The following is a 12,941-nucleotide window of genomic DNA, read 5'->3' as shown; positions in this document are numbered from 1 at the left end:
TTTATACTTTATAATTCTTTAAACGAGTTCTGGCTCGGGAACCTCGGTTACCATTTTGTAGTGGTAAAACACCTTGTGAATGTCCACCACCTCCTCGCCGGCAACGGGGCGTTTCTTCAGGTACGTACCATCCTCGCGCATGATGTAGGAGTTCACGTTGTCCTGCAGGTTGTAGTACAGGATGTTGATGGCCTCCCGCTTCAGCTCTTCGTTCACGATCAAAAAGAGCGCTTCGATACGACGGTCAAAACTGCGCACCATGATGTCGGCACTGCCGCTGTATACTTTCGAATCGCCGTTGTTGTGGAAGTAATAAATGCGGCTGTGCTCCAGGTATTCCCCCACAATGGATTTCACGAAGATATTCTCGCTCAGGTCTTCGCGGCCCGGGCGCAGGCAGCAGATACCCCGCACGATGAGTTTGATCGGAACGCCGGCCTTGGAAGCCTTGTAAAACTCATCCATTACCTCCTTGTCTTCCAGCGAGTTTATCTTGATCACGATACCGCTCTTCAACCCTTTTTTGGCGTTGCGCGCCTCGTTTCGGATGAGCTCGATGAGTTGGTGGCGCATGCTCTTCGGCGACGTGAGCAGGTATTTATATTCGTTCGGGCGTGAGTGGCCGGTAATTACGTTGAAGAATTCCGATACGTCATGGGCGTATACTTCGTCGGTGGTCAGCAGACTGATGTCGGAGTACAGGCGGGCGGTTTGCTCGTTGTAGTTGCCGCTGCCGATGTGGATGTAACGCGTTACCTTCTCCCCTTCCTTGCGGATGATCATCAGCATCTTGGTATGCGTTTTATACTTGCTGATACCGTAGATTACAAAGCAACCGGCCTTCTCCAGGCGCTCTCCCTCGCGCAGGTTACGCTCTTCATCAAAGCGCGCTTTCACCTCAAACAACACCGATACGTGCTTGCCGTTCTCAGCCGCCTTCAGCAAGGCAGCCGTAACACGGCTCTGGTCAGCCAGGCGGTAAATGGTTTGCTTGATACCCAGCACATAAGGGTCTTCGGCGGCTCGCTCCAGGAGCTGTACCACCGGCTCCATGCTGTTGTAAGGGTGGTGCAGCAGCACGTCGTGCTCTTTCAGGTACTCGAACATATCCACGCCATCGCCGGGCAGGCTGAGCGGTGTTACCGGCGCCGGCTGTTTAAAGCCTCTGTCGCGGAACTGGCGGTGGTTAATGATCTGCCAGAGCGCCCGCAGATCGATCAGGCTGTTGATGGTGAAAACGTTGGCATTGTCGATGGTCCAGCGCTCTTTCAGGATCTTCATCATGAAAGCCGACGGATTGCGCTCCACCTCCAGTCTTACCACACGGCCCTTCTTACGGGTTTTCAGCTTCGACTTGATCTCCTGCACAAAGTCTGCTTCGATGTCATCAGACTCTTCCAAAGTAAAGTCGCCGTTACGCGTGATGCGGAACAGGTTTACCGACACGATCTCGACGTTGCGGAAAAGCTTTTTGATCTTCCAGCGAATGATCTCCTCGATCGGCACAAAGATGATCTTTTCCTTGCGGTTAATTTCGTAAAAGCGGGCCAGGTTCTGCGGAATCTGCACGAACGTTACCCGGTCCTGCGCCTTCTGTTCTTCGGTAGTGCGCGTTACCACGCCAAAGGTAAGCAGCTGGTTCATCAGCAGCGGGAAGCCGTGGTAGTTGTCGTACACCATGGGCGTGAGCAGCGGGAAGATCGTGTTCTTGAAGTAGGAATCCACTTTCTTCTGCTCGATCTCGGTCAGTTCGCTCACCATCAGAATGTCGAAGCCATGCTTTTCGCAGAGCGGCTTCAGTTCGCTGTTAAAGGTCAGGTACTGGTCGTTTACGAAACGGTGTGCGTAGTCCAGCAGCTTCTTACGGAACGGCAGCTCGCGCAGGCCGGAGTAGTCGGTGCGCTCTTTGCCGTAGTCGAGGTAATTGTACAAGCTGCCTACCCGGATCATGAAGAACTCGTCGAGGTTAGACGAGGTGATGGCCATAAACTTCAGCCTGTCGAAGAAGCTCTTGTTGGTGTCGCGAGCCTGATCGAGCACACGGTAGTTGAACCGCAGCCAGCTCAGGTCGCGGCTGATGTATTTACTTTTCTTTATCTGGTCGGATACTTTGTTGACAAGCATGTTTTCAGTTGTAGCAGGCGCCGGCACCTTTCGCGGCAGCATGTGCTACCCAGGCGTATGTTACCGTTGCCTACGTTGATCTAAGAGTGATATATAGTATAACTGCTAATATAGATTTTGTATACCAATTTGTTTGAATTTTTTACTAAAAACCCGCTGTTATACTTGCCGGAATTGCCCTCTGAAGCTGCCATACTTACAAGGTGCGTTTTTATTCCTGAAGCCGACAGCATAACATATCCTGCAACGTATAGCAGAAGAGCAAGTACAAGTATAAATAAGCGAGTTGCCTAAAGTCCTACAGCTATGAATACCGACACCACAGCTCAAAATTCTGCTCCTTTGTTTCCGCCGCTCCCGCTAACGGAGTGGGAAGCTACGAAAGAGACATTCCACCGGTACCTGCAGATCGTGGGGAAGATCAGGCTGAAGCTGATGCCGCGCAAGAACCACTGGTGGCATGTGCCGCTCTATGTTCATGCACGCGGGCTTACTACAGGTCCTATCCCCTACTCGTTTTATGCCTTCGAGATCCGGTTCGACTTTATCGATCACCAGCTAGTGATCGAAACCAGCACCGGTGCCCGGGAGACGTTTGCGCTGCAGGACGGGCTGTCGGTATCACAGTTTTATACGTCACTTTTCAAGGCGCTGGATGTTTTGGGCATCAAGGTGGACATACTGGCCAAGCCCTATAAGCTCAAAAGCGACATTGCCTTTGCCGAGGATCATACCCATGCCACCTACAACCCCGAGCACATACAGCGCTTCTGGCAGATACTGACCTTGACGAATGGCATATTTGAAGAATTCAGCGGCCGCTTCTACGGCAAGACAAGCCCGGTACACCTCTTCTGGCACAGCCTCGATCTGGTGGTAACACGCTTCTCTGGTCGCTCGGTGCCTTATCGGCCGGAAGCAGGCAAAGTTGAAAAAGACGCTTATTCACACGAGGTGATCAGCTTTGGCTTCTGGCCCGGCGACGACAACTTCATGTATCCGGCGTTTTACTCTTATACATACCCCGCACCTGCCGGCATCGACAAGGAACTTCTGCAGGCAAGAAGCGCCAGTTGGGTAGACTCGAACGGCAGCCCCATGGCCTTACTCCCATACGAGGAAATGCGGCAGGAAGAGAACCCAAAGCAGGTGCTGCTGGATTTTCTGGAGAGTGCCTACCAGGCAGGAGCCAGCTTAGCTGACTGGCCCATCGAAGAGTTAAGGGTGGTACCGCTGGAGGAACTATAACACCGATTCCTGCATGTCAAATGCGAGGCCATAGTATTGCTTGCCATTGAAGTCAAATTCGTCGATCACAGTCCAGCCCAGTTTGTTTACGTGTGCGTTCAGAGAGCGCTTGTTTACCTGGTTGATGAACGTGACACTCAAGGGGTACTTAACGACCATCTGCCTGCGCATGTACTCAAACAGGTTGTTGAGCAGCCCGCTGCCCCGGTAAGGTATATCGATGCACACCGGGCCATACTGAAAGCTGTTTTCCGTGCTGATGTCAAAGTCTTTGAAATGTAGACTTGGGAAACGGGAGGTCATGTACGGAAAGATGGGCCACTGGCTGAAATAGTCCCAGCCGCCGGCGAAGGCATACGCAACGATCTGCTCCTTGTCTGTTGCAATAAAAAGTCCTTCCCTTTCTATGATCTGCTCCAGTTGCTCTGTTGTGAACGGAGTGGTTACAAAACCTTCCTGACGCTCTTCTTCTGACAGGTTATCGTACAGGTACAGGCTCTGGAGAGCAAGAACGCTTTCAATATCTTCTTTCTGAGCGGTTCTGGTTTTGATATGCGTCAAGCTGATCATAGGCCGGCATTAGATTTAACAGCTAGTACCTTTTGTACTTTCGAATTAGCTTTTCAGAATACTTGAAGATAAGGCTTTCTTTCATAGTATACCAGCGCCAGCGATCATTCAAAAGGCACGATCTTCCCATCCTTCACCAGGAATGCCTTTTTTGCCTTTTCGAGTATGGTTTCCTTGCTGTCGGAATAGGCTTCTATAATGGTGTAGTGCTTGCCTTTAAAATGCTCATCCAGCCGCTTTATCTTCTCTTCGTCCTTGCAGGCCTCTCCTTCCACCAGGTAAGTTTGGTTTTCGTAGCGTGTTTTGGTGCCGAAAAAGCCATCTACCGGGTAAAGGTCGAACAAAGGCTTAACGTATACTTCGAGGCCGCCGGTAGCGCAGAAAAGCTGTTTGCCTTCTTTCTTCATTTTATCGAAGTGCTGGTGCAATTCCTTGTTAAAGTTTTCCGGATACTCCTTCTTCCAGAACTCCCGGGCATATTCTTTCACTTTCTCCGGCGGCAACTCATCCAGGTAATTAAAAAAGTTTTCCTTGAACTCTGTCTGCCGCATCTGCTTGAATTTGTGCAGTAACTTGTAATACATCATCTCGAAGAAGAACCTGACCCGCTTCGGCCTTTTGGTACAGATAAAATTGTAGAATTCATCCTTCGAGCTCTTGTTGTAAAACGTACCGTTCAGGTCGAAAACAATCACTTCTATCTCCTCTTCCTTCTTCGTTGTCATTTCAGTTTGTTCTTTGTGTAGCGCAATGCTACTAACACGTCAGACAGGGCCTGTTGGTTGGGCAGTTTCAGAAATCAGGCGTATTACTGGCTGCAAATTACCCCAACTGAAAACTAATCAAAGTCATTCGTGGGCATGACGCTGGTCATACGAGAAGGGTTGGATATTGCTGTACTTGTTACCGATAAGCCGCCTGTTGCGACGGCAGAACTAAAACCGGAAAGTATGGAAAGTAAATCTACAACGCGCTTTTGGATGCTGAGCATCCTTTTTCTTTTAACTGTAGGCTCTGCTGCCGCACAAGTATACCTCACGCCACAGGTGCGACCGCGGGCAGAATGGCGAAACGGGTACAAAGCCCTGCCCACCGACGACAGCGAAGCAGCTTTCTTTATCGGGCAACGGTCGCGCCTAAACCTGGATTACCAGCAGGAGCGTTTGCTGCTGAAGTTTAGTGTGCAGGATGTGCGGGTTTGGGGAGATGAAGAACAGCAAAAGGACATCCCTTCCATGGCGGTACACGAAGCATGGGCCGAGGTCCCGTTATCTGATGTTTTCTCGGTAAAGCTGGGTCGGCAGGAGCTGATGTACAACGATGACCGGCTACTTGGCAATGTGGACTGGGCACAGCAGGCCCGCAGCCACGATGCGGTTCTCCTGAAAGCACGCACGGGTAGCTGGAGCCTGGATGCTGGCGGCGCCTATAACCAGGAAAAGGAACAACTGAGCAAGCGAAACTACAGCCTCAACAACTACAAAGTGCTGGGCTTTGCCTGGGCCAGGAAAGTGCTGCATGAGAACCTGACACTATCAGGGCTTTATGTTACAGACGGCTTCCAGAGCAGGGATACACTGAACGATGTGCTGTTCCGGCACACCTACGGCCTTGATCTGACCTTAAAAGGAGACAGGCTGCAGTTCAATGGAGCGATGTACAGGCAATCAGGAACAGATGTGAGTCGCAAAACGATAGAAGCGTATTTCGGTGTGGCCGAACTGCTGTATACCATCAATCCTGTTAAGTTTACAGCCGGGGTAAATTACCTGTCCGGCGCTGCAGGGCAGCAAAACAAAGTACGGGCTTTCAATACGCTGTATGCTACCAACCACAAGTACTACGGCCACATGGATTATTTCATCAACGTGCCGGCCGATACCCGGAGCGGAGGCCTTCAGGATAATTACCTGAAGATTGGTTACAGCAGTAACCCAAAGTATAACCTTGGCCTGGATTACCATTACTTTATGCTGGCGCACAACATACCGGCAACAGAAAAGCTACCTGCCACCACAAACAAGTACCTGGGCTCGGAACTGGACGCCGCACTCCAATACAAACATTCAGAGAGCGTAAGCTTCTCGCTGGGCTACAGCACCCTATTTGCCGGGAAATCCATGGAAGCCTTGAAGGGAGGCAATTCAGACACCTACGCCGATTGGGGCTGGGTGATGGTAAACATACAGCCAAAGATCCTGCTGAAAGCGATTGACAAGGAGGAGTAGGTAAAGCGACTATTATAAGCTAAAAACAGCGGCGGCTATACTTTTGCAAGTATAGCCGCCGCTGTTAAAGTATACTTCTGAAACTTACACGTCTACGCGTGCATACTTAGCGTTGCGCTCAATAAAGTCACGACGTGGGCCTACTTCATCGCCCATCAGCATCGAGAACAGGTGGTCAGCCTCAGCGGCAGACTCGATGGTTACCTGCTTCAAGCTGCGTACGCTTGGGTCCATGGTAGTTGTCCAGAGCTGTTCCGGGTTCATTTCACCAAGACCTTTGTAACGCTGTACGCCAACGCTTTCGTCCCTGCCCTTGCCAAGCTCGGCAATTGCGTCCACGCGGTCCTGCTCGCTCCAGCAATAGCGCTCTTCCTTGCCTTTCTTCACTAAGTAAAGCGGAGGAAGTGCGATGTAGATATAACCGTTCTCGATCAGCTCTTTCATGTAACGGAAGAAGAACGTCAGGATCAGGGTTCGGATATGCGAACCGTCCACGTCCGCATCCGTCATGATGATGATCCTATGGTAACGAAGCTTCTCCATGTTCAGGGCCTTGTCGTCATCCGGCGTACCAAAACTTACACCCAGTGCCGTGATCATGTTCTTGATCTCTTCGCTTTCGTAAATGCGGTGCTCCTGTGCTTTCTCCACGTTCAGGATCTTACCGCGCAGCGGCAGGATCGCCTGGAACTTACGGTCGCGGCCCTGCTTGGCAGAACCACCCGCAGAGTCACCCTCCACGAGGTAAATCTCGCAGTTCTCCGGGTTGTTGTCAGAGCAGTCGGCTAGTTTGCCGGGCAAGCTGGTGCCGGAAAGTACGCTCTTGCGCTGTACCATCTCGCGCGCCTTCCGGGCAGCAAAACGAGCCTGTGCCGCAAGTATAACTTTCTGTACGATCGTACGGGCTTCTTTCGGATTCTCTTCCAGGAACTGGCTCAGCATTTCGCCCACTGCCACATCCACCGCACCGGAAACTTCGGAGTTACCCAGTTTGGTTTTGGTCTGGCCTTCGAACTGCGGCTCCTGCACTTTAACAGAGATAACGGCCGTCAGTCCTTCACGGAAGTCATCGCCGTTGATGTCGATCTTCACCTTATCCAGCATACCCGATTTCTCGGCATAGGCTTTCAGGGTACGGGTAAGGGCACGGCGGAAACCGGCTACGTGCGTACCACCTTCAATGGTGTTGATGTTGTTTACATACGAGAAAATGTTCTCGGTATAAGAGGTGTTATACTGCAGGGCAATCTCTACGGGCACGCCGTTTTTCTCGCTCTCCACATGGATCGGCTCCGGGATCAGGTTCTCGCGTGTCTCATCCAGGTAGGCAACAAACTCCTTCAGACCACCTTCCGAGTAGAACGAGTCTGTATGCAGTGGCTGGCCTTCTTCGTTGAGTTCGCGTAGGTCCTGCAGGTTGATACGAATGCCTTTGTTGAGGAACGCAAGTTCGCGCAGACGGCTGGCAATGGTATCGTACTTATACTCTGTGGTGGTGAAGATGGAATCGTCCGGCTTAAACTGTACCGTAGTACCCGTACGTTCTGTTTCACCAATTTCGCGCACCGGGTAGGCCGGTACGCCTATGTTATAATGCTGTTCAAAGATCTTGCCGTTGCGGTGTACGGTTACGTGCAGGTCCGTAGAGAGCGCGTTAACGCACGACACACCCACACCGTGCAAACCACCGGAAACCTTGTAGGTATCTTTATCGAACTTACCACCTGCGTGCAGTACCGTAAGTACTACCTCCAGCGCCGAGCGGCCTTCTTTCTGGTGGAAATCTGTCGGGATACCACGTCCGTTGTCAGACACTGTAACCGAGTTGTCCGGGTTGATGGAAACGTTGATCTCGTCGCAATGACCGGCCAGAGCTTCGTCAATAGAGTTGTCTACAACCTCCCACACCAAGTGGTGCAGGCCCTTGATACCGATATCGCCGATGTACATGGCAGGACGTTTGCGTACGGCTTCCAGTCCTTCCAATACCTGAATACTATCTGCTGAATAATTGTTATGCAATTGTTTTTCTTCCACTTCACTCATGTGTATCAAAAGATAGATTATTAGGTAAAATTACCACTTTTATTTTGTTTTAGCTATACTTTTCGTGCCTGTCGTTTCAGTAGAAATCGCGGTCACCTGCAGGTAGGTATAGCGTCTATACCTACGCATCTAAGTATAAACAAACCTACAACCGCTTTAGTGCCTCTTTATCAAGACACTGCACTATAAAAAACACAAAAAAGCCGCCCTGTTACAGGCAGCTTTTCAATCCTATAAAAACAGAAAAAAGAACTAGTTAAAATACAAATCAGGAGTTACGAACTACGAATTGGTGCCGTGAATCAAAAGCTGAAAACAGCAGGTCTGGACACATGTTTCTTCTTGGCCAATTACCAATTTAATTTATAGCGCTACTCCAGCCTTGCCTTAACTTTGAGCCTGGATACAGCGCGGCGGTTATAATCGTAATATTCCGGACCAAAAGGCACATTGGCGTCAAGTTCCTCTACCCCTACAATCGTATAGGCGCGGTTACCGGAAGCGCGGCTCAGGTAATCGAGTTTGGTTTTGGCATTATCGAGTGCCTTCTGCATCATGTCTTTCTGGAGCGCTATCTTACGGGCAGGGCTCATGTAAGTACCCGTCACGTTGATGCTAAAGGGAAAACCGCTCCGGAGTGCATCGCGGGTAATCTGATTGTAGACAGCCGTATCAGCCACGTACAGGTTATACGTTACCCCTACCTGGAACATGCTCCTGCTGATCTTCTTGTCCATTTGCTCGGGCATGTAGTTTACAAAAAGATTATCGTTTACCTTCACCATACCCGGGTGCTTCTGCTGCAGCGAGTCGGCCCACTGCTGAAACCGGTCGCGCATGCTCAGCGGCCCGTTGTAAGCCAGGTTAATCCGGTAACCTGCCTCTTCGTAGGTCTGTTCATGCTCCCCGATCACCTCCAGGTAATTCTGCTCGCCTCCGGTAATTGTCTGGTTTTCGCAGCTGCTCAGCGCCCCAAGTACAAAGACAAGTACCAGGTGCTTCAAGTATAAATTTTTCATAGTTTAGAGGGATGTGCTATATAGTATTTTACTAACGAGAATCATGCCAAATAGCTTCTGCTGCTACTTCTATGGATCTTAAAAATTGTGGAGCTAAACGAAGGTTGGCTAATAGAAAAAGAAGAAATTTGCAGTTTCGCTGTATGCTATGAGAACGATTATACTTCTACTGATCTCCAATATCTTTATGACCTTCGCCTGGTACGGCCACCTTAAATTCAAGGATGTTTCGCTCTGGAAAGTGATTCTGGTAAGCTGGCTGATCGCTTTTTTCGAGTACTGCTTTCAGGTTCCGGCCAACCGCATCGGGCATGGGCAGTTTACCGCTTTTCAACTCAAAACCATTCAGGAGGTAATTACCTTGGTGGTGTTCATCGGCTTTTCCGTACTCTACCTGCGCGAGGAAGTGAAATGGAATTACATCGTCGGCTTTATACTTATTCTGGCTGCCGTGTTCTTTGTGTTCAGGAAGTGGTAATCGTTGCTTGCTAATTCGTTGTTTGTTCAGGAGAGAGCCTGGTCTGATCTTCTGCTGTATACTTGTCCTGCAGAGCCGCTGCGAGCTACCAAACTGCGGATTACCAGTTACGCACAAGCCTTCACGCAATACTTATACTTCTTACAGGTTTATCCATAACCCTCCTATACCAGCATCGTTAGTAATAGAGGTTGTTATGTTTCAATTTATTAAAAAGGAGGTAAACATGTCAATGAACTTTGAGAATTATCACAAGGAAGCAAAAACATGGTTACACGAGCTTTGCCAGTACCTGGGCATAGAAGATGAAGCCAAGAGCGCACGTATATTCCGGTCAGTGCTGCACGCCATCCGGGACCGCATACAGCCAGGCGAGGCCATACACCTGGCAGCCCAATTACCTGTAGTATGGAAAGGTATTTACTTCGACGGCTTCTCGCTGCACGAGCCTGTTAGGATCCGTCACGAAGAAGAATGGCTGGAGTTTATCCGCTCTAAAGATGCTTTTGCCGAAAACGGCGACTTCCCGACCCTGGACCACGTGCACTATGCCTTTATGGACGTAATGCGTTTCTTGCGCGATCATATTTCGGAAGGCCAGTACCTGCAGATAGAGCACGCACTTCATTCTGAGATTGTTGTACCGGTTTAAACCATAATAACTACCATTATAAAAAGCCTGACAAGTTCAGGCTTTTTGCTTTTCTGCCCAGCAATAAATACGCTAGCTTTGCAATCACGATACCTGCACTCATCCTACAACTACTATGAAAAAATTACAGGTGTTTTTCTTGCTCAGCTTTCTACTGCTGGCAACAGCAGTGTCTGGTCAGCCAGCCTCGCAGCAGAAAGAACTGGTGTTCGCCACCTATACCTATGGCGACAACGACCGCCTGGCCAACATCAGGCCCATGTCCGAATACCTTGCCAACAAGATCGGGGCAAGCGTTCGCTTGCAAAGCTTTGCAACCATCAAGGAACTGATCGAGCAGATTCGCGCCGGGAACGTGGATGTGGCTTTTGTGAACACCTTCGGCTATTTACTTCTACAAACCGATCCGGTACAAAGTATGGTGCCGCTGGCTACATTGGAAGTACCTGCCGAAAAGCATGGGTTGTACGGCTCCTGCCTGGTGGCCAGCAGAAAGTCTAGTATCCGCAGCACAGACGATCTGGTTTATAACGCACATAAGTATAACATCACGTTTGCCGGCCAGTACTCTACCTCAGGCAACCTGCTCCCCCGGCTATACCTGAACTCACTTGGGTTGAACAACCCGGAAGAGCAGTTTAATGAAGTGCATTACCTGAACAGCCACGCCAACACGCTGCTGGATGTAAAAACCGGCAACTCTGACCTAGGTGCATTTGGCATCATGGAGTACTATAAAATGCTGGAGAGCGGCCAACTGAAAGAAGGGGATGTAAACCTGATCTGGAAATCAGAAGAAATACCGCTGGGCCCGGTGGTATGCAAAACTACAATGCCTGTAAAAGATCAGCGTAAACTACGGAAAGCGTTGCTTAAGGTGCATAAGAAGAACCCGGAAGCCGTGCTGCAGATAAAACGTGCCTGGACCGAAGCCCGGGACGCAGACAAATACGTACCGGTAACGAAGGATTATTACAAGTATATCAGCAATTTAGCCGGCAATAAAAAGGATTTCAGGCGCCTGCTCCAAGCCTACATTCAGTAAGTATAAAGGTTTGACAGTTTCTGGCTGGCATACATTAACCTTTAAGAACTATGACTAGAAGATTGCTATGCCTGTTGCTTCTGCTTTTTACAGCTTGCCTGAGCGGACCATCAGAGGCAGAACAGAGAGAGAAACTGGAGGCTGATGTGATGGCTTTACATGACAAGGCCATGGCCGAAATGGGTACCATCTATACGCTGCGCCGTGAGCTTACCAGCCTGCGCGATTCCCTTGCTGCCAATACAAAGAACACGGCCACCACGCAACAACTCACTCGCGAGATCGGGCAGCTCGAAATAGCCGACGAAGCGATGATGAGTTGGATGCGGCAGTACAAGGCTCCTGCCGAGGAGCAGCCGCCCCAGGAAGCCATAAAATACCTGCAGCAGGAACAAACTAAAATGGAACGTGTTAAACACTTAATGGACAGCACCATTACCGCTGCCCGAAACACCCTTCAACAACATGAACAGCAATAACATCAGGCAATTTATACTTGCATTAGCTGCCTCTGCCGCCTTGTATGCCTGCTCCGGCAACGAATCCGAAGCCACCCTGCCAATACTTGGGCACCGCGATGTGGTGGAGCAGGAAGTTAACGGTAAAATGGTTGCGGACACTGTGTATCAACAAATTCCGGATTTCTCCTTTACCGACCAGGACAGCCAGCAGGTTACCGCCAAAACATTTGAAGGAAAGATCTACGTAACGGATTTCTTCTTTACCACCTGCCCTACCATCTGCCCGAAAATGAAAAGCCAGATGCTGCGCGTGTACGAACAGTATAAAGATAACCCGCAGGTGGTACTTCTCTCCCACACCATCGACCCGAAACATGATACTGTGGCGGTACTGAAAGAGTATGCAGAACGCCTGAACGTTAGCAGCGATAAATGGCATTTTGTGACCGGCGAAAAAGACAGCATCTACAGCATTGCCCAGAAGTACATGGTAACTGCCATGGAGGACGAGCAGGAAGCCGGCGGCTTTGTGCACAGTGGTGCTTTTATACTTGTAGACCAGAACCGCCACATTCGCGGTGTTTACGACGGCACACAACCCGATCAGGTGGATAAGCTTCTGAAAGATATACCGGTGTTACTGAATGAGCAGCATCAAAAGAAATAGGCTATTGGGCATGGTGGCAGGCGCGGCGGTGCTCACTACCCTTACCCAGTGTTTCACCAACAAACAGAACGAGGGGGAGCGCCTGTATGCGCAGCATTGCGCCAACTGCCACATGGACGACGGCAGCGGCCTGCGCAACCTGATTCCACCTCTGGCTAAAGCCGATTACCTGGTGAGCCACCGCGACGACCTGGCCTGCATCATTCAGCACGGGCAACAGGGCGAAATTGTAGTGAACGGGGTTACTTACAATCATGTTATGCCCGGAGCGGAGCACCTGAACAAAGGCCAGATCACCAACATCCTGAACTACATACAAACGAACTTTGGCAACAGCAACGAGCGCTTCACCATACAGGAAGTGGAGAAACAGCTCGACAAATGCCGCCACCTGCTCGAGTAG

At 50.1% G+C, this 12,941-nt stretch carries 13 protein-coding genes; 8 read left to right on the top strand and 5 right to left on the bottom strand.

Going from position 1 to position 12,941, the window contains the following annotated elements; translation table 11 throughout:
• Nucleotides 1–18: 18 nt before the first annotated feature.
• Nucleotides 19–2,124, bottom strand: a complete 2,106-nt coding sequence (ppk1, locus tag MJ611_RS13005; protein WP_250431391.1) for a polyphosphate kinase 1 — start codon at nucleotides 2,122–2,124, stop codon at nucleotides 19–21.
• 306 nt (nucleotides 2,125–2,430) lie between these two features.
• On the opposite strand from ppk1, the gene MJ611_RS13000 reads away from it, so the two are divergent.
• Nucleotides 2,431–3,372, top strand: coding sequence for a DUF5996 family protein (locus MJ611_RS13000; RefSeq protein WP_250430247.1), 942 nt, complete (start codon nucleotides 2,431–2,433; stop codon nucleotides 3,370–3,372).
• Here the strand turns inward: MJ611_RS13000 and MJ611_RS12995 are convergent.
• The gene (locus tag MJ611_RS12995; protein WP_250430246.1) at nucleotides 3,367–3,942 is read right to left on the bottom strand and encodes a GNAT family N-acetyltransferase; all 576 of its coding nucleotides are present in this window, start codon (nucleotides 3,940–3,942) and stop codon (nucleotides 3,367–3,369) included. The two genes, MJ611_RS13000 and MJ611_RS12995, sit on opposite strands and share 6 nt — an antisense overlap.
• A 104-nt stretch (nucleotides 3,943–4,046) precedes the next feature.
• Entirely contained in the window at nucleotides 4,047–4,667 is a 621-nt protein-coding gene (locus tag MJ611_RS12990) for an HAD family hydrolase (protein ID WP_250430245.1), read from the bottom strand.
• 135 nt (nucleotides 4,668–4,802) lie between these two features.
• Here MJ611_RS12990 and MJ611_RS12985 point away from each other — a divergent pair, with 135 nt between their 5' ends.
• Nucleotides 4,803–6,170, top strand: a complete 1,368-nt coding sequence (locus MJ611_RS12985) for an alginate export family protein (protein WP_250430244.1) — start codon at nucleotides 4,803–4,805, stop codon at nucleotides 6,168–6,170.
• Between the two features lie 84 nt (nucleotides 6,171–6,254).
• Here MJ611_RS12985 and gyrB read toward each other — a convergent pair whose 3' ends face one another.
• Entirely contained in the window at nucleotides 6,255–8,216 is a 1,962-nt protein-coding gene (gyrB, locus tag MJ611_RS12980) for a DNA topoisomerase (ATP-hydrolyzing) subunit B (RefSeq protein WP_250430243.1), read from the bottom strand.
• 371 nt (nucleotides 8,217–8,587) lie between these two features.
• Nucleotides 8,588–9,235, bottom strand: coding sequence for an SIMPL domain-containing protein (locus tag MJ611_RS12975; RefSeq protein WP_250430242.1), 648 nt, complete (start codon nucleotides 9,233–9,235; stop codon nucleotides 8,588–8,590).
• A 148-nt stretch (nucleotides 9,236–9,383) separates the two neighbouring features.
• On the opposite strand from MJ611_RS12975, the gene MJ611_RS12970 reads away from it, so the two are divergent.
• From MJ611_RS12970 to MJ611_RS12945, 6 genes are all read left to right on the top strand, one after another.
• Nucleotides 9,384–9,713, top strand: a complete 330-nt coding sequence (locus tag MJ611_RS12970; protein WP_250430241.1) for a DMT family protein — start codon at nucleotides 9,384–9,386, stop codon at nucleotides 9,711–9,713.
• Nucleotides 9,714–9,939: 226 nt separating this feature from the next.
• The gene (locus MJ611_RS12965; protein WP_250430240.1) at nucleotides 9,940–10,365 is read left to right on the top strand and encodes a DUF2267 domain-containing protein; all 426 of its coding nucleotides are present in this window, start codon (nucleotides 9,940–9,942) and stop codon (nucleotides 10,363–10,365) included.
• Between the two features lie 115 nt (nucleotides 10,366–10,480).
• The gene (locus MJ611_RS12960; RefSeq protein ID WP_250430239.1) at nucleotides 10,481–11,410 is read left to right on the top strand and encodes a phosphate/phosphite/phosphonate ABC transporter substrate-binding protein; all 930 of its coding nucleotides are present in this window, start codon (nucleotides 10,481–10,483) and stop codon (nucleotides 11,408–11,410) included.
• 50 nt (nucleotides 11,411–11,460) lie between these two features.
• Nucleotides 11,461–11,889, top strand: coding sequence for a hypothetical protein (locus MJ611_RS12955; protein WP_250430238.1), 429 nt, complete (start codon nucleotides 11,461–11,463; stop codon nucleotides 11,887–11,889).
• Entirely contained in the window at nucleotides 11,876–12,538 is a 663-nt protein-coding gene (locus MJ611_RS12950) for an SCO family protein (protein ID WP_250430237.1), read from the top strand. The genes MJ611_RS12955 and MJ611_RS12950 overlap by 14 nt, the downstream gene beginning before the upstream one ends.
• Nucleotides 12,516–12,941 carry a c-type cytochrome gene (locus tag MJ611_RS12945; RefSeq protein WP_250430236.1) on the top strand — a complete coding sequence of 142 codons (426 nt, stop codon included), beginning with the start codon at nucleotides 12,516–12,518 and terminating at the stop codon, nucleotides 12,939–12,941. The genes MJ611_RS12950 and MJ611_RS12945 overlap by 23 nt, the downstream gene beginning before the upstream one ends.

This window comes from Pontibacter ruber (assembly GCF_023630205.1).
GTDB classification, from domain to species: domain Bacteria; phylum Bacteroidota; class Bacteroidia; order Cytophagales; family Hymenobacteraceae; genus Pontibacter; species Pontibacter ruber.
This window is presented reverse-complemented; position numbering and strand designations above follow the sequence as displayed.